The organism is Mycobacterium innocens (assembly GCF_900566055.1).
Classification (GTDB): domain Bacteria; phylum Actinomycetota; class Actinomycetes; order Mycobacteriales; family Mycobacteriaceae; genus Mycobacterium; species Mycobacterium innocens.
This window is the reverse complement of sequence record NZ_UPHQ01000084.1, coordinates 1-16,286: the sequence shown is the minus strand read 5'-3', so window position 1 is coordinate 16,286 and position 16,286 is coordinate 1. Positions and strand designations below refer to the sequence as shown.

Below are 16,286 nucleotides of genomic sequence, written 5' to 3'. Positions count from 1 at the left end.
CGATCGATTGACTCCAACTCGAACACCACATGCTCGGACAAGACATCGGCGGCGGTGCGGGGTAGCGTCATTACAGGCTCCGGTTCGGGACGAGGACCCAAATCCCGGGTCCCTCAACCGCTCACAGCAGCGGTCACACATTCTGGTGGCATCAGCATGCCACCGATTACGTCCCAGCCGGAGCCCCCAACTCAGCAGCCCACCGCTGGCACGGTTCCACAGGTTGGGGCGCAGCCCCGGTAGGGTTGGCGGGTGGTTGTCTGCGCGCAGTGGGTCGGGGGTTTTCGGTGATGGTGTTTGCGGTGCAGCCGGCTGTGGGGCGGCGTTTGAGGGCATCGCTGGTGAGCATGCCGCGGGGCGCGGGGTGTTTTCTGATGCCTGATCGGTGGCCGGCGCGACAATGGCGGTGGTTGGTGAGGCGATGCGCGCGGCGGCCCTGACCCGGTAGCGGTTAGCGCGGATTTCCGGGTAGTTGGTTCGGCGCAACTGCCGGCGCCTGGGCGAAGGCCCTGACCTGCGGTTTGTTTGTTGTCTCGGTGCGGCCTTGCCGAGAGTTATTGTGGTTATCTACCTGTCATTCTAGGGATATCCTGATCGTCAGCGTGATGAGATCTTCGGGAGAATGACTGAAGAATCATCCCGTGATACGGCGAAGTCGCTGCAGCTCAAGACTTTCCGTATCGGCGTGTCGCCGTATCGGCGTGCCAAGTAGAACGGGTAAAATTGTCGTGTGCCAGCCAGATCGCCACAACAGCGGGAGGTGCGGGCGTTCACCACGCCGGAGCAGCTAAACCACCGCCGCTACGAGGCGCTGCGCGCGTTCTTCGTCGACGGCCTGTCCTACGCCGAGGCCGGCGAGCGGTTCGGCTACACCCGCTGGGCAATGATCAACCTGGTGCGCGACTACCGGGCCGGGAAGCTGGAATTGTTCGCCCCGCCCCGCAAGCCCGGCCCCGCGCCGGGCACCGCGCCGGCCAAGCAGCGCGTCCGCGCCCGGGTGATCGAGCTGCGCCGCGAGGGCCTGTCCACCTACGAGATCTCCGCGCGGCTGGCCAGCGAGGGCACCCCGCTGAACCGCACCAGTGTCGGCGAAATCCTCGCCGAGGAAGGCTTCGGGCGGCTGTTGCGCCACCCCGAGCCGGTGGCCAGCACCAGCCCGGCCACCCCCGGACGCGACACCCGACTGCCCCGCGCCGCGCGGCTGGACTTCGAATCCTGGCCCGCCACCGTGGAAACCGGCAAGGCCGGGCTGCTGCTGCTCATTCCGGATCTGGTCGCGCTGGGCCTGCCCGAGCTGATCGGCAAGGCCGGCTATCCCGGCACCCGGGTGGTGCCGGCGATCTCCTGGCTGCTGTCGCTGCTGGCGCTGAAACTGACCCGCACCCGCCGCGTGTCCCACGTCGATGACCTGCTGCTGGCCGATCCGGCCGCATCCCTGTTCGCCGGGCTTGGCATCCTGCCGAAGAAGTCCGCGCTCACCGACTACTCCTACCGCACCGGCCACGATCACCAGCGCCGCTTCCTGGCCGCCCTCGACCAGCAGATGATCCACGCCGGGCTCGCCACCGCCGAGAACGCGATCTTCGACCTGGACTTTCACGCCGTCATGCATTGGGGCCACGACCCCGCCCTAGAAAAGCACTACGTGCCCACCCGATCCCAACGCGCCCGCTCCGTGCTCACCTTCTTCGCCCAGGACACCGGCACCCACAACCTGGTCTACGCCAACGCCGACGTTTCCAAAGCCGGCCAGGCGCGCGAGGTGATCGCGTTCTGCAACCACTGGAAAGCCGCCTCCGGCAACGATCCCCGCATGCTGATCATCGATCAGAAGGTCACCACCCATGCCGTGCTCGGCGAACTCGACGACCGCGGCGTCACCTTTTTCACCCTGCGCATGCGCTCGGCCGCGCTGATGAAGCAGATCGACGCGCTCACCGGCACCGATTTCAACACCATCACCCTCGACCGGCCCGGTCGGCACAACCGGCCGAAAGTGCACGAGGCCACCGGAATTCGGCTCACCGGCTACCCCGGCACCGTGCGCCAACTCGTCGTCACCGGGCTCGGCCGCGACGCACCGACTGTCCTGATCACCAACGACCACGACCTCACGGCCAAGGCGCTCATCGAGCACTACGCGCGGCGGATGACCATCGAACAGCGCCTCGCCGAGATCATCCAAGCCTTCCACGCCGACGCGCTCTCCTCGGCGGTCAACCTCAACGCCGACCTCGACATCATGCTCTGCGTGCTCGCCCAAGCCCTCACCGCCGCGCTGCGCGCCCGCCTGCCCGGCTACGCCACCGTCACCCCCGACGTGGTTCAACGCCGCTTCCTCGAAACCCCCGGCCAGATCACCACCAGCGGCGACACCATCACCGTCCGCCTCGACCGGCGCGCCTACAGCCCCGTCCTACGGCAAGCCGACCTCCCTCACCACACCCGAGTCCCCTGGTGGGGAAACCGAACCCTACGCTTCGAATTCAGCTGAAAAGTTGCGTCGAACCTCCTGCGTGGAAATCCGCGTTAGCGGGTTGTGGTGGTGCATCCCTGGTCGGCGTTTAGCCCGGAGGTCAACTACACGGCGTTGGCCTCGGGGTCTGGTCCGGCCCCGACGTTGGCCTATGCCGAAACCTTGAGCGCGCAGGCGGCGCAGGTGCAGGCGGTGGTGGCGGCCTCGACAGCCAATGCGGCAGCCACCTATGGCACCACCTGGCGCGGAGCGGGGGCTTCGGCTTCGGCGGTCGCCCAGGCCGCGTTGGATACCCAGCATGAGCTGCTGGCAGCGGCGCTGCTGGAGAAGGCATCCCATGTCGCGGCGGCGGCCGGTGCCCATCAAAGCGCGGTGGCCTCGATGGTCACCGCGCAGCAGGCAGAGGCCAATCGACGCGATGAGGCCACCGCCCAGCAGCTCAACCCGCTGGTGTGGGGGGCATTGACCCCGCAGATCGCGGCATTGAACCTGGAGTACTACGGGCAGATGTGGCCCCGCAACGCGGCTGCGGGCGCGGCCTACGGGGCCGCGTTGCGCGCGGCCGCGACGGCGATCATGGTGCCGTTTCCGCCAGCGGTGTCCGGGGGCAAACCGACTGCCGTAGCGGCGGGGCTGACCGAAACCGCGGCCCTCAGCGCGGCCGGGACAACCCTGCAGGCCAGCGAGCAAGCCACCCACGCAGTCATCCCCCCGGCGATGGCCGCCCCACAGGCCGCTGCCGCGGCGATACAACGTGCAGCCCCATCAGCCAGCGCACCGGATTCACCGCCAACACCACCGAATACCGCCGCGTTGGCGGGCACCCAACCCCCTGGCCACACGACTGGGGTGCCGCGCGCCCCGGTGGGGATGTTCGCGCCGCGCTCGCCGGCCGGGCCGCTTGCCGCGCCGACAGCGCCCACCCCCGGCGGCGATGGGCTGGCCTCGTCGCAACTCGCGGAGGCGCTGCAGACCCGCGCTGGCACCCTGACCCCGCCGACGGGATCACACCCGGGGTCAGCTGGTGCGGTCAGCGGCTATCCCGGTGCGGGAGCAACCAGCTACATTCGGCCCACCGGTGACGGTTTCAGCCCGCCAGCGGTGAAGCGACCCGGTATCGGCGCACCCGCCGGCATGCTCACCACCGCTACGTTGCACAGTCCGGTCACCGCCGGGCCCCGCTCGACGGTGCAGCCGTTGGCCTACGTCCACCCACAGCCACCCCGACCCAGCGGCCCGTCCTCACCCTCGCCCCTACTCGACCCCGGCGACACCGCCCACACCCTCAACTCCCCACCCCAACCTCCGGCATCCCCACCATCGCCGCCCCACCCGGCTACACCACCTGGCGACGCACCCGGTCCCTCCACCGGTAGCGACGGTCCTAACGGCTCCGGGAGCCCCGGCGCCCAGATGCTGGACCAAGGAGCGGGCCCGGCACCCCAAGCGCCACCAATGCTGCCACCGCTTGCTCCGCAACCACCGATTCCGCCGCCACCGTCTCCGCCGCCGGGCAAACCACCGCTTGGGCAGCCCCCCATTCCGCCCTGGGCCAGCCCACCGCCACCGCCATCGCTGCAAGCGACGCGAGACGCCTACAACAAGTTGACAAGCGACATCGACCACCACAATCTAAATCCGCCCAACCCTTCCGATTGGAACGCGGTTCAGGCTTATAACCAAGAAGCCTGGTATTACAACACCCTGAAGGCCCAGCTCGAGCGCCAATTAGATGCGGCCAACGCACAATACACGCCCGCCAACGACGCCAAACCCGCCGACATCCCATACTGGACACAACCCGCACCACAACAACCAAGGCAAGGACCGCCCAAGACGGGAACTGGCCCGCAAACTGTCGACGAAATCCCATTGCAGACCGACCTTGGTCAAATCGAACGCAAGTATTATCATGCAAAAGATTTTGGCGTGACAGATTCCCGCGGGCGCGCCGGATTCGACGTGTTCGACCGAGCTGTGAAACAAGTAGTAAATGATCCTGCTACCATGCATATCCAGGGCACCTACCGTGGTCAGCCTGCTATAATAAACTATAATCCGAAGTCCGGATTGTGTGTCATTCAGACTCCGGATGGAAGATCTATATCGGGCTGGAGATTAAGTTCTGAACAAGCTGCATATGTGCTGAACGAGGGGAAGTTGGGCGGCGATTGATGTTTCGCGACAGTGCATCGGTTGAGCGTATGATTGCAAAATATCGAGACCCGATATTTAGATTCATCAATCGTGAGATAACAGCTCCAGAGTTTCAATCATTGTACTTTATGGTATTCAAGAACGACGGAGATCAAGTTCCTGGCACGGAATTCAAGATACTCGACAGATTATTCGCCGATGTCGACGACTACACCGCGGATCCCGGGTTACGGGAGAGGGCGGGCGGTTTAGATGATGAACAGTTGCGAACTTGTGCGCGTGAAGCCTACCGAAAGCTGTACGAGGTCTAGCACCACCTAGAAGGTTTCACGCGCCAGATCGGGACGTTCTTCCATGCTTTTTTTCGCAAATGACGCAGATTGTGTGGCAACGCAACACGTTTCGCGCGTCCAATCCCGCGTCGGCAACAACTCCAGGGTTCCTGGTGGCGGGGCTGAACGGGAGGCGGGACCACCCGCCCGCCCAAAAGGTCCGACCTGAGCGGGAATCCGATAACCCGACTCGCCCGGAGGTTCTGGTCTCGGTGCCCGACCCACGCGAAAGCCGGGGCAGCACTCCGCGACACTCGGGGGTACCGACCACCCTGATCGCCAGCGCATTGAGGCGACCATCTGCAAGAACCACCAATTGGACGGTGCGCCGGGGGACTCGGGGCCGGCTTCACGAACCACCGCGCAACGCCCGCTCGGCCCGCTGCAGGCTCTGGTCGATCAACCGGTCGACGGCTCCGAGATAGGTAGCCGAAGCTTCCGTTCCGGCCAAATCGGCGATCGCCCGTTGCTCCCCCAGAACATCTGCCGTGCTGAGTGTCTGGGCCATCTGGGCGGCGTGTATCTGCAGCCCGGCCAGCAGTTCGCCGCATTGGGAGCCCGCGACCACGGTACGCCGGGCCAGGGTACGCAGGGTGTCCCATTCGACGTGCCAAGAGCCATCGGGACGTTCGTCGTTGGCCAGTGCCGCGGCGGTGTGCAGGGTGGCGGCCAAATGCGGCGCGGCCACTGCGGCCCGGCGAATCAGGATGGACAGCATCGGATTACGCTTATGCGGCATCGACGAGGACATGCCGCGCGGTCCACCGACGGGCTCCCCCAGTTCGGCGATCTCGGGACGAACCAAAGTGACGACGTCGGCGGCGATCCGCCCCCAGCAGTCGGTGCACCCGACCAGAGCGTCACCGGCGGTGGTGACCGGCGTCCGCGTGGTGTGCCACGGTGACCGCACCCGAAGCCCCAAAGTGGTTGCGGCGCTGCGTACCACACGCTCCGCCAATTCCGCCGGCTCCGTCGTGGCGGTGAGCAGAGAGGCCAATTCGGTCGTGGCCGACCAGGTTCCGACAGCGCCGCCGAACTGAGCCGGGGTGACCAGTGCACCGAGCCGCCGATAGGCGTCGACGACGCCGTTGAGCCAGACCGCGGCCTTGGCGCCAAACGTGGTGGGCGCCGCGTGCTGGGTCAGGGTGCGGGCCACCATCGGTGTGCCCCGATGCGTCCTGGCCAGCGCCGACAGCGTCGTAATCTGTTGCGCCAATTGCGTTATCAAGTGGTCGGCGACGGAACGCATTCCCAGCATCAGGCTGGTGTCGAGGACGTCCTGGCTGGTCAGTCCGCGGTGGATCCACGGCGCAACGACCGGCAGGGCGCGATCTCGTAGCAGCGACACCAACCCGATGACCGGGTTCCCGCCGTCCTCGGCGGTGACCGCAAGCAGCTCGCAGTCGTGCTCGCCCACCAGGTGCCACAGGTCCGCCCCGGCCCGGTCGATGGGCGCCAGTCCGGCGTCGGCCAGTGCCCCCAGCCAGGCGGATTCCACCGCCACCATCGACCGCAGCAGCGACTCGTCGCTCAGGTAGTCGCCGGCCCGCTGGTCGCCGGGCCACAACAGGTTGGTCATCGCATGTCGTCTCGGTACGTCAGGAACACGGTTTCGGAAGGGCCCTGCAGGTGGATGTCGAAACGGTATCCGACACGGCCCGAATCATTTTCGTCGACGCACAGCAGCGTGGCGCGCCGCGGTGTGTCGACTCGGGCCAACAGCTGATCACCCTCCAGATCAGGAGACGGCAGGTAGGCGCGGGTGAACAGCCGGTGCAACAAGCCCCGGGCGAAGACGGCGATCGCGAAAAACGGCGCCCGGCCGTCGACCGAGCCGGGTGCCACGGTGGTGAACCGGTAATGTCCGTCCGCGTCGGTCGCGGCCCGGCCGAATCCGGTGAACTCAGCCAACCCGGCACCCGCACGCCGTAACGAGCCGGCCTGTCGTGGAATGCGACCGTCACCGTCGGCCTGCCAGAGTTCGAGCAGGGCGTCGGGAACGCCGGCGCCGGCGCCGTCGTAGACCGTGCCGTGTAACCGGATAGCGTCGGGATGCTCATCGGCGACCAGCTGGCTGTCGCCGGGATACGACAACGCGATGCCGAAGAACGGCCCGACGGTTTGCCCTGGGGTGCAGGCCAATTCAGCCATCGCTTAGCGGTCCTCGGTCCAGGTCCGGCAGCTGCCCGACACCACGATGTCCCACCGGTAGCCGGTCGCGTACTCGGGCTCGGTGAGGCCATGGTCGTAGGTAGCCAGCAACCGTTGGCGGACAACGGGTTCCATGATCGACTGGAAGATCGGATCCAATCCCAGGAACGGATCGCCCGGGAAGTACATCTGGGTGACCAGGCGTTGGCTGAACGCCGTCCCGAAGACCGAGAAGTGAATGTGCGCGGGCCGCCAGGCGTTGTGATGGTTGCGCCACGGATAGGGGCCGGGCTTGATGGTGACAAAACGGTATGAGCCGTCGGGACCGTTCAGGCAGCGGCCGACGCCGGTGAAATTGGGGTCCAGCGGGGCGGGATGCTGGTCGCCGTGGTGGCGATAGCGGCCGCCGGCGTTGGCTTGCCAGATCTCCACCAGCTGGCCGGCCACCGGTCTGCCGCCTCCGTCGAGGACCCGGCCTGCCACGATGCAGCGCTCCCCGATCGGTTCGCCGGGATGACCTGCCGTTAGGTCGGCATCGAGCGGCCCGACATCCCGCTCGCCGAAGCACGGCACCCGGCGCTCGACCCCCTCGGGGTCGACGGACAGCAGGGCGCGTTCGGGATGGCGCAGCACACTGCTGCGATACGGCGGATAGTCAAGGCGGGGCTGGGTCTCTGCCCCGCCGGCGCGCTGGTATTCGGCTGCGATGGCATTGATTTCCGACGTGATGTCGGCTTGGGACGCGATGCGCTGCGGTGCGGCATTCACGAAGCGTGAGGCTACTCGCAATAGGCACCCCGGACCTACGGGGCTAGCGTTACCGCCATGCCGCGTGACTACGTCTACGACCAGGGATTCTCACAGGAACGGACCCGGTTGGCCGGCATCGAAAGCCTGTGGGACCCGGGGACGGAAGCCTTGTTGGACGACCTCGGTATCGGCGGCGGCTCGCTGCTGCAGTGGATGAGCGGCCGCGGTGCCGCGGTGGTAGCCGTCGACATCGATACCCGCTTCATCGACCCGCTGGCCGGCGACACGATCGACGTCCGCCGCCTCGACATCAGGACCGACGAGCTTCCCCAGGGTGAGTTCGACTTGGTGCATTCCCGGCTGGTGCTGGAACACCTGCCGGACCGCCGGCAGATCATCGGCCGGCTGGCCGCGGCGCTACGGCCCGGCGGATGGATGGTCATCGAGGACTACGACTGGACCGCCTTCGGCTTTGAGGGGGCTGGCGCAGAACTCGACCGGGTAACCGAGGCGATCCTGTCCTTCATGCAGCGGTCCGGCTTCGAACCGCATTACGGCCGCCAGGTCGTCGCCGACCTGGCCGCCGCCGGGCTCACCGAGGTCCGCGGTGACGGCCGTGCTCGGGTAATCGATTCCGCCACGCCGGGTTTCGACTTCTTCAGGTTGTCCTTCGAGAGCCTGCGCGACGCCGTCGTCGATGCGGGGCTCATTTCCCCCGAGGACGCCGATGTGGCCGCGGCACGCTTCGGCGAGGACATCCGCGTCTTCACCCCGATCATGATGGCCGGAATCGGCCGCCGGTAATCGGCTGGGCGACGCTACAGGCTTCGGACCAGCGCGGCCCTGCCCTTGGTACGGAGCTTGTACAGGGCAGATCCGCGGTATTGCTCCATGCGTGCGGCCATCTTCTCGCCCAGTTCCTCGAGTTCGGCGTCGGTGATCTTCACCTCGGGAGGAGCGGGGATCATGTCGCGTTCCTCTTCGTCGGCGTGTGCTTCGAGGACGGTCTTGAAGGAGTTCCATTCGTCTTCGTACCCGGGTGCGCTCCGGGGCGTGCGCAACAGTACCGAAAGTTGGTCGATCACCTGACGATGCTGGGCGTGAGCCACCCCGATCAGCTTGGTGGCCGCTGACAGCGCCGGGTAATAGAGGTCGTCCTCGATGCGGAAGTGAATGTCCAGCTCGATCAGCAACTCGTCGAACAGCGTATGGCGCTCTTCGCTGTTCACCGGCGCCTCGCTGATCTTGCGGCCGAGCCCCTTGATCACCACGTGGTGTTCTTTGAGCACTTCGTAAGCGTTCACTTCGCAATCCCTTCCGACGCGGGGAGACCTTCATGGCCGTCGCCAAGCACTTCCACCATTCCGTCGACCAGCCGGGCCTCATAACAGGGCAGCGGAGCCGCCGACGGCCCGCGCAACACCTCACCGGACTCCAGCGCGAACCGCGAGCCGTGCCACGGGCACACCAGCCGGCTGCGATCGATCCAGCCGTCGGCCATCGGTGCGGCCAGGTGCGGGCAGAACTCACCGAACGCCGACACCTCGCCCGGCTTGGTTTGACACACCACCAGCCCCACTCCGTCGACCTCGACGCGAACCGGCTTGCCGTTCAACGAGCTCGCGGGCAATACCGGTGTCCACTCTTTGGTGCGCAGCCGCCCACCCGATTGGTCGATCCCGATGCCGGACTCGAACACCAGCGCCCCGCCGAGGTAGGCGCCGCCGACGGTGATGGCGTAGCCCAGCGCGCTGGCTGCGATCCCGCGAAGGTGGTGGCCGCGGCGGCGGTCCACCCACGACATCACGTACAGGGCGGTCGCAGCCGTGTTCACCAAACCGTGCACCAGGCCCACCCGGCGGTCCTCTTCGTGGGTGTGCTGCCAGTCGGCAATCCCGGTGACAGCCGAGCCGACGCTCGCCGCAATGCCCAACCCCAGTGCGCGGCTAGCAAACCGTGATGCGTCCAGCACCTCCGAGGCAGGCCGGCCGGGCAGCACGCTGAGGGCGTCCAGCGCCACCGTGGTGCCGAGCGCTCCACTGGCAAACGAGGTCAGCGGTGGATGCACCGGGTGCCCCAGCCATACGCCGTTCAAGGCGTTGGTGACGCGGTCGCGTGCCCCGCCCAGCGCGTTGACACCGAAGCTGATCAGGTGCTCCAGTCGATAGCTGGGCCGATCCAGCCACTCTTGGCGCCCAATTGCGGCCAGCATCGGCGATCCGAATTAATGCGGCTGCCGATCTCGAGGCCGCTGCACATGACGCCAGTCCTTCCCCATTGAGAGACTCAGACAGACTCAGCCAGACGGTGACGCGCATCAAGCGAACCCGCCCCCGCACACACCAGCTACCAACGTGTCCACGCGGCACATCTCCACAACGCTTTGACAAGTGTGAAGTGGCTGTGAATCAGCCTCGGGCCTCCTGTGCGGTCGCTGACACCGTCGACACCGATTGACCGCCGCAGCGTCCTCAGGGATTCTGGTAACCAGAATAGAGTTCTGTAATACAGAGTATGTGAGATGGGGTTGGGATTGGCCGATCACGGTGCTGCCCTCCACGGTGTTACCGGCGCCGTGCGCCGGGGGATGATTCCCGCCCACATCTACAACGACAAAGAGCTGTTCGACTTGGAAAAGGAGCGGCTGTTCGGCCGCACGTGGATGTTCATGGCCCACGAATCGGAGATCCCGCAGGAGGGCGACTACGTCGTGCGCCGGGTGCTCGACGATTCGTTCATCATCGCCCGCGACTCCGATGGCGCGGTGCGCGCGATGTTCAATATGTGCCTGCACCGCGGCATGCAGCTGTGCCGCGCGGAGATGGGCAATGCCTCCAATTTCCGCTGCCCCTACCACGGCTGGACATACCGCAACGACGGCCGGCTCCCGGGCTGCCGTTCCATCGGGAGGCGTACGGCGGCGACGCGGGGTTTCCGAAGGGCCAAACCCTATTACCCGCACCGAATTTAGCCAGCTACAACGGTTTGATCTTCGTCAGCTTGGACGCGCGCGCCGAACAGCTCGAGGACTACCTCGGCGACTTCCGGTTCTACCTGGACTACTACACCAAGCAGAGCGCCGGTGGGTTGGAGGTGCGCGGACCACAGCGCTGGCGGATCAAGGCCAACTGGAAGATCGGCGCCGAGAATTTCGCCGGCGACATGTACCACACCCCACACACCCATGCCTCGATCGTCGAGATCGGGTTGTTCTGCGAGCCCAAGGCGCACAAGCGCAAGGACGGCGCCACCTACTGGGCACATCGCGGGGGCGGAACCACCTACAAACTTCCGCCCGGCAGCTTCGAAGAACGCATGCGCTATGTCGGCTACCCCGACGACATGATCGACCGGATGAAAGGCGTCTGGACGAACCGGCAACAGCGGGTCATCGGCGACGATGGCTTCATGTTCTCGGCCGCCACCTGCTTTCCCAACCTGAGTTTCGTACACAACTGGCCCAAGCTGCCGGGCGGCGATCCCGGGAATGAAGAGGTGCTGCCCTTCATCTCGATCCGCCAGTGGCAGCCCATCAGCGAGAACGAAACCGAGGTGTGCTCATGGTTCGCGGTGGACGCCGCCGCGCCCGCGCAGTACAAGCAAGCCTCCTACCGGGCCTATTTGATGTGCTTCGGGTCGACCGGCATGTTCGAGCAGGACGACGTGGAGAACTGGGTCTCGCTGACCACCACCGCCGGCGGGACGATGGCACGTCGGCTGCTGCTGAACAGCCGGATGGGCCTGCTGTCCGACGACCGGCCCGTCGTCGAGGCGCTGCCGGCCGAGGCTTTTCACGGCCCGGGATGCGCTCAGGTCGGCTACAACGAGTACAACCAGCGCGAGCTGCTCAAGCTTTGGGCCGCGTACCTGTCATGAGAAACTCCCTGCCGTTCAACGATATTCGTCATCTCCAGGCACACCGGTTCCTGGTGGACGAGGCCTATCTGCTGGACGCCCAGCGGTATGAGGAATGGCTGGACACCATGACCGACGACATTCGTTACGTCATGCCGGTGCGCGTCACCACCGCCCGTGGCGCCGGGTTCGACACCTCACCGGGGATGGCTCATTTCGACGAGGACAAGTACTCGCTCACTCAACGGGTGGCGCGTTTTGCCACCGAGCACGCCTGGACCGAGGATCCCCCGTCGCGGCTGCGGCATTTCATCACCAACGTGCGCACCTTCGCCGGCGCAGACTCCGAGCATGTGATCGTCGAATCGGCCGAGTTGCTGTTCCGCAGTCGCGGCGACGTCAACGAAAGCGCGTTGTTGTCCTGCGGTCGTAAGGATGTGCTGCGCTGGTGTGAGAATCCGGAAAACACCTGGAAGTTGGCCCGTCGCACCATTATTGCCGACGAGTCGGTGTTACGAATGCAGAACCTGGCGGTGTTCCTGTGAATCCCGTCGGTGAGCCCATCACCGTGGCAAACGAATTCACCGAGGTCGTGGTTCAGCGCGTCGACACGCGCAACGGCTCCCGACTGCTGATCACCGCACCCAGAACCGGACAGTCGATCAGTCTGGACGCGCTCGAAGTGGAGGCGCTCGCCTGGCAGAACCCCCGTACGCTGGCGGCCATGGTCGGCAAGTCCCGCGCTCCATTGCTGCCCGACGAGCCGGAGGGATGCGATGACGGGCTGGCTTGACGGCAAGCGCGCGCTCGTGGTGGGCGCCGGCTCGGGAATCGGCCGCGCCGTCGTCGACGCATTTCGTACCGATGGCGCGAAAGTCGCTGTGCTGGAACTCGATAGCGGAAAGTGCGCGAGGTTGCGTCAGGAACTTCCAGACGTGCCGGTGGTCGAGGGTGACGCCACCACCCGGGCGGCCAATGACCGTGCGGTCACGACGGCCGTGGACGCGTTCGGCGGTCTCGACACTCTGGTCAACTGCGTCGGCGTCTTCGACTTCTATCAGGGTGTCGACGATATCGACGCCGACGTCCTTGCGGCGGCCTTCGACGAGATGTTTCGCACCAATGTGCTGAGCCAGCTGCAGTCGGTGAAGGCCGCGGTGTCGGCGTTGCAGGCCCAAACCGGGTCCTCGATTGTGCTGACCGAGTCGACATCGTCGTTCTACCCCGGACGCGGCGGGGTGCTGTACGTGTCGTCGAAGTTCGCCGTGCGCGGGCTGGTTGCCTCGCTGGCATACGAATTAGCGCCGCGGATTCGGGTCAACGGGGTGGCACCGGGCGGCACGCTGGACACCGACCTGCGCGGTCTCGCCAGCCTGGGGCTGGATGGCGTGCGCCTCGACTCTCCCGACAGGGCAAGCGATTTGGCCGCGCGAGTGCCGCTCAACGTCGCACTCACTGGGCACGACCATGCGTGGAGTTTCGTGTTCCTGGCCTCCGACCGCTCCCGCGGCATCACCGGTGAAACCATCCACCCCGACGGCGGATTCGGCTTGCGGGACCGCCATGACGCTTGACCCGCAGCGCACTCTGCTGGCCCTGGGCTGCCGGGTGGCCGCGGCGCGCGGCCTGGCTGACGGCATCCTCGGCCACCTGAGTTTGCGAATCGACGACGATAGGTTGCTGATCCGGTGCCGCAGCGATACCGACACCGGGATGGCATTCACCCGGCCCAACGACATCCGGCATGTCCGGTTAGACGGAACCGCTGGTGCCGCAGGCGAACTCGACGGATACCGGGTCCCCAACGAACTATCCATTCACGTCGAGACCATGCTGGCAAACCCGGCATATCGGGCAGTCGCGCACTTACACCCTCCGGCCGTCGTCGCCGCCGACCTGGCCGGCATCACGCTGCGGCCGATCTACGGCGCCTACGACATTCCCGGCGCGCGGCTCGCGCGCGGCGGCGTGCCCGTCTACGAACGCGCCGTGCTGATCCGCTCCGCACAGCTGGGCAAGGAGATGGTGGCCGCCATGCGCGGTCGGCCGGTGGTGATCTGCCGCGGACACGGAATCACCAGCGCGGCCGCCAGTGTCGAGCAGGCCGTGCTGCAGGCGATCAGCCTCGACGCGCTGGCCCGAATGTCGTTGCGGGTCAGGGCTGTCGCCGGCGCTCTGCGCGACATCGACGACGCCGACTGGGATGACTTGCCGGACTTGGGATCTGGATTCAACGTCGAGGCGGCCTGGCGACACGAGGTCGCCCGGTTGGGTGTTCAGGCTAGCTGATCGCCAATCTGTTTTGCCGCTTTGGCAAGTACTGCGGCGAACGAGGAGTACTGGGACTTGTCCAGCCGATGGTGCGGAGCCGCGGCGTTGAGCGCAAGCCGCAAACCTGGTGCCTTGGTGGGAATCGGTACCGCAACCGACACCACGCCCTCCTCACTCTCCTCGCGGTTGACGGCATAACCCGATTCGCGGATGCGGGAAAGCTCGGCCTCCAGCTGGGTGCGGCTGCCGATCGAATGGTCGGTGATGCGCTGCAGTACCTCATGTGGAAGTAGTTGTCGTAGTTCAGGTTCCGGGAGTTGGGCCAGCAGCACCTTGCCCGTCGACGTGCAATGCGCCGGCATCGTACGGCCCAGCCGGGAAGCCACCCTTACCGCCGCCGGACCTTCGACTGCGGCCACGAACCGAACGCTGGCTCCGTCCAGCATGCCGACGTGAATCGTTTCTCGCAAACGCTCGCTGAGACCGCGCATGATGGGCATGGCGGCTCCCTGGATATCGATACGGCTGAAGATGGAAAACGCCACGCTGGTCAACGCCGGACCAGGCAGGTACGCCTTCGATACCGGGTCTTGGCGCACGAAGCCCCGATAGGTCAGCATCGCCAGCAGCCGGTGCGCGGTGGACGACGCCACACCCAGATACCGGGTCGCCTCACTCAACCGGATCTCGGGGCGTTCACCGAGCAGCAACAGCAGCTTCAGCGCATTGTCGACCGATTCGATCGGGTATTGCGGCACAAACGAATCGGCGGCCGGCATGCCCGTCGTGCGCTGCCTTTTCGTCGGCATGACAGTGACGTTATCAGCGCACCGTCACACAATCGTCCCGGGCAAACCGTTGCTGCCGGGCACACCCAAGTTGCCGGTGAACCCGGAGTTGCCGCCCGGACCACCGGCCGCACCACCTTGGCCGCCTTGCCCGCCCAGCGCCAGATTGCCGCCTTGGCCTACGGTGCCACCCGTCGACGCATTTCCACCGTTGCCGCCATTGCCGCCGGCGCCGCCCTGACCGCCGTTGCCACCGGTGCCGCCGACACCCGTACCGCCGTTGGCGCCGGCCCAACCGATCACGCCGCCGGCTCCCCCGCTGCCGCCGGTCGTACCACCGGCCCCTCCGGCGCCGCCGGTGCCGCCGTTGCCGCCGAGGGCGCCGTTGTTACCGGTACCCCCAAACGTAGCCGCGGTGCTCGTGGTGGTGCCTGCCCCGCCGAAACCGCCATCGCCGCCGGCGCCGCCGATGCCGCCGATCCCGCCGAAACCACCTGCGCCACCGGCGCCGCCGGCGCCGCCGATGCCGATGAACCCGGCGCCGCCGCCGTTGCCGCCGACGCCCCCGGTACCACCCGTCCCGCCCGGGCCAGCAATGCCGCCGACTCCGCCGAGGCCGCCGTTGCCGCCGGTCGCCGTGCCCGTGCCGTTGTTGAGGCCCTGGCCGCCGGCGCCGCCGTCACCGCCGGCGAAGCCGGCGGCGCCGATCCCACCCGTGCCACCGGTCCCTCCGGCGCCTCCGGCGCCGCCGTTGCCGATGAACATCCCGCCATGTCCGCCGTTGCCGCCCACGCCGCCGGTACCGCCGTTGCCGCCGGTTGCGCCCAGGGCCGTGCTCGCCGCACCGCCTTGACCGCCGGCGCCGCCTTTTGCGGCACCATTGCCCGCGGTTTGACCCAGGCCGCCCATGCCGCCGCCGCCACCGTCACCGCCGCTGGCGCTACCAGTGTTGCCACCGCCTCCGGCCCCGCCGGTGGCATTGACGGATCCTGTGATCGAGCCGTTGTTCGTGACCGTGGCATTCCCGCCGGCCCCGCCCGCGCCGCCGTTCCCGCCGGCACCGGCGGTGCCGCCATTGCCGCCGCCGCCAGAGTTCATGTTGACGGTGCCCGTGATCGAGCCGCCGGCGTTGTTGATCACGCTTGTGGCGCCGCCGGTGCCCCCGGTGCCGCCGGTTTGACCGGCGACACCGGTGTCGCCGGTACCGCCGTTCGTCGCGTTGAGGTTGACGGTTGCACCGATGGTGCCGGAATTCGTGAGCGTAACGGTGCTGGGGGTGGAACCAGTACCGGCCGTGCCGCTCGGCGGCGGGTTGACCCCATTCGCTCCGATCAGACCGGTGCCGCCCTGCCCGCCGTTGCCACCGTTGCCGAACCAGTTGGCGTTGCCCCCGTTACCGCCCTGTCCGGGAAGGCCGCCCAGGATGCCCGCGACGGCGCGGCCGCCCTGCCCGCCGTGGCCACCGTCGCCGAACCACGTGCCGCCGGCGCCACCGTTACCACCGAC

The 16,286-nt window shown here is 66.8% G+C and carries 14 protein-coding genes and 2 pseudogenes; 9 read left to right on the top strand and 7 right to left on the bottom strand.

The genetic code is table 11. The features are described 5' to 3' along the window. Positions 1 to 730: 730 nt before the first annotated feature. The 3 genes from EET03_RS09910 to EET03_RS32965 are packed head-to-tail and all read left to right on the top strand — an operon-like array spanning position 731 to position 4,944. Entirely contained in the window at positions 731 to 2,494 is a 1,764-nt protein-coding gene (locus EET03_RS09910) for a transposase (protein WP_136625673.1), read from the top strand. A 48-nt stretch (positions 2,495 to 2,542) separates the two neighbouring features. Further along, complete coding sequence (locus tag EET03_RS32360) at positions 2,543 to 4,651, top strand: colicin D domain-containing protein (RefSeq protein ID WP_167470616.1); 2,109 nt, start codon at positions 2,543 to 2,545, stop codon at positions 4,649 to 4,651. After that, complete coding sequence (locus tag EET03_RS32965; RefSeq protein WP_082274857.1) at positions 4,651 to 4,944, top strand: colicin immunity domain-containing protein; 294 nt, start codon at positions 4,651 to 4,653, stop codon at positions 4,942 to 4,944. The genes EET03_RS32360 and EET03_RS32965 overlap by 1 nt, the downstream gene beginning before the upstream one ends. Positions 4,945 to 5,314: 370 nt before the next feature. Here EET03_RS32965 and EET03_RS09895 read toward each other — a convergent pair whose 3' ends face one another. From EET03_RS09895 to pcaH, 3 genes are read right to left on the bottom strand one after another with little or no spacing between them, the layout of a single operon-like run. Further along, positions 5,315 to 6,544 carry a lyase family protein gene (locus EET03_RS09895; RefSeq protein ID WP_075544565.1) on the bottom strand — a complete coding sequence of 410 codons (1,230 nt, stop codon included), beginning with the start codon at positions 6,542 to 6,544 and terminating at the stop codon, positions 5,315 to 5,317. Beyond that, positions 6,541 to 7,116, bottom strand: a complete 576-nt coding sequence (pcaG, locus tag EET03_RS09890; RefSeq protein WP_063472592.1) for a protocatechuate 3,4-dioxygenase subunit alpha — start codon at positions 7,114 to 7,116, stop codon at positions 6,541 to 6,543. Before pcaG ends, EET03_RS09895 begins: the two co-directional genes overlap by 4 nt. Positions 7,117 to 7,119: 3 nt before the next feature. Next, positions 7,120 to 7,884, bottom strand: coding sequence for a protocatechuate 3,4-dioxygenase subunit beta (pcaH, locus tag EET03_RS09885; protein WP_075544564.1), 765 nt, complete (start codon positions 7,882 to 7,884; stop codon positions 7,120 to 7,122). A 57-nt stretch (positions 7,885 to 7,941) separates the two neighbouring features. On the opposite strand from pcaH, the gene EET03_RS09880 reads away from it, so the two are divergent. Beyond that, positions 7,942 to 8,670, top strand: a complete 729-nt coding sequence (locus EET03_RS09880; protein WP_075544563.1) for a class I SAM-dependent methyltransferase — start codon at positions 7,942 to 7,944, stop codon at positions 8,668 to 8,670. 14 nt (positions 8,671 to 8,684) lie between these two features. Here the strand turns inward: EET03_RS09880 and EET03_RS09875 are convergent, their stop codons facing one another. Together EET03_RS09875 and EET03_RS09870 are read right to left on the bottom strand one after the other, a co-directional pair. Further along, the gene (locus tag EET03_RS09875) at positions 8,685 to 9,170 is read right to left on the bottom strand and encodes a hemerythrin domain-containing protein (RefSeq protein WP_075544562.1); all 486 of its coding nucleotides are present in this window, start codon (positions 9,168 to 9,170) and stop codon (positions 8,685 to 8,687) included. Then, positions 9,167 to 10,078 (bottom strand): Rieske (2Fe-2S) protein, encoded by a 912-nt coding sequence (locus tag EET03_RS09870; protein ID WP_075544561.1) that lies wholly within the window; start codon positions 10,076 to 10,078, stop codon positions 9,167 to 9,169. The genes EET03_RS09875 and EET03_RS09870 overlap by 4 nt, the downstream gene beginning before the upstream one ends. Before the next feature lie 309 nt (positions 10,079 to 10,387). Between EET03_RS09870 and EET03_RS09865 the strand changes: the two are divergent. The 5 genes and pseudogenes from EET03_RS09865 (at position 10,388) to phtC (ending at position 14,010) form a co-directional block, all read left to right on the top strand. Next, positions 10,388 to 11,742 (top strand): annotated as a pseudogene (locus tag EET03_RS09865) (Rieske 2Fe-2S domain-containing protein). Beyond that, complete coding sequence (locus tag EET03_RS09860; protein WP_075544560.1) at positions 11,739 to 12,266, top strand: 3-phenylpropionate/cinnamic acid dioxygenase subunit beta; 528 nt, start codon at positions 11,739 to 11,741, stop codon at positions 12,264 to 12,266. The pseudogene EET03_RS09865 and the gene EET03_RS09860 overlap by 4 nt, the downstream one beginning before the upstream one ends. Continuing rightward, positions 12,263 to 12,514, top strand: coding sequence for a dihydrodiol dehydrogenase (locus tag EET03_RS09855; RefSeq protein ID WP_075544559.1), 252 nt, complete (start codon positions 12,263 to 12,265; stop codon positions 12,512 to 12,514). The genes EET03_RS09860 and EET03_RS09855 overlap by 4 nt, the downstream gene beginning before the upstream one ends. Beyond that, positions 12,498 to 13,295 (top strand): 3-(cis-5,6-dihydroxycyclohexa-1,3-dien-1-yl)propanoate dehydrogenase, encoded by a 798-nt coding sequence (hcaB, locus tag EET03_RS09850; RefSeq protein WP_075544558.1) that lies wholly within the window; start codon positions 12,498 to 12,500, stop codon positions 13,293 to 13,295. Before EET03_RS09855 ends, hcaB begins: the two co-directional genes overlap by 17 nt. Then, the gene (gene phtC / locus EET03_RS09845) at positions 13,285 to 14,010 is read left to right on the top strand and encodes a 3,4-dihydroxyphthalate decarboxylase (protein ID WP_075544557.1); all 726 of its coding nucleotides are present in this window, start codon (positions 13,285 to 13,287) and stop codon (positions 14,008 to 14,010) included. Before hcaB ends, phtC begins: the two co-directional genes overlap by 11 nt. Here the strand turns inward: phtC and EET03_RS09840 are convergent. Then, on the bottom strand, positions 13,998 to 14,801 hold the full coding sequence (locus EET03_RS09840) for an IclR family transcriptional regulator (RefSeq protein ID WP_099194096.1): 804 nt from the start codon (positions 14,799 to 14,801) through the stop codon (positions 13,998 to 14,000). The two genes, phtC and EET03_RS09840, sit on opposite strands and share 13 nt — an antisense overlap. Positions 14,802 to 14,825: 24 nt before the next feature. After that, positions 14,826 to 16,286, bottom strand: a pseudogene (locus EET03_RS31315) (PE family protein); the annotation flags it as partial.

Excerpts from the sequence above, each read along its gene's own strand:
- EET03_RS32965 (WP_082274857.1), top strand. The coding sequence starts at position 4,651 with ATGTTTCGCGACAGTGCATCGGTTGAGCGTATGATTGCAAAATATCGA.
- EET03_RS09895 (WP_075544565.1), bottom strand. The coding sequence starts at position 6,544 with ATGACCAACCTGTTGTGGCCCGGCGACCAGCGGGCCGGCGACTACCTG.
- pcaG (WP_063472592.1), bottom strand. The coding sequence starts at position 7,116 with ATGGCTGAATTGGCCTGCACCCCAGGGCAAACCGTCGGGCCGTTCTTC.
- EET03_RS09880 (WP_075544563.1), top strand. The coding sequence starts at position 7,942 with ATGCCGCGTGACTACGTCTACGACCAGGGATTCTCACAGGAACGGACC.
- EET03_RS09870 (WP_075544561.1), bottom strand. The coding sequence starts at position 10,078 with ATGCTGGCCGCAATTGGGCGCCAAGAGTGGCTGGATCGGCCCAGCTAT.
- EET03_RS09860 (WP_075544560.1), top strand. The coding sequence starts at position 11,739 with ATGAGAAACTCCCTGCCGTTCAACGATATTCGTCATCTCCAGGCACAC.
- hcaB (WP_075544558.1), top strand. The coding sequence starts at position 12,498 with ATGACGGGCTGGCTTGACGGCAAGCGCGCGCTCGTGGTGGGCGCCGGC.
- phtC (WP_075544557.1), top strand. The coding sequence starts at position 13,285 with ATGACGCTTGACCCGCAGCGCACTCTGCTGGCCCTGGGCTGCCGGGTG.
- EET03_RS09840 (WP_099194096.1), bottom strand. The coding sequence starts at position 14,801 with ATGCCGACGAAAAGGCAGCGCACGACGGGCATGCCGGCCGCCGATTCG.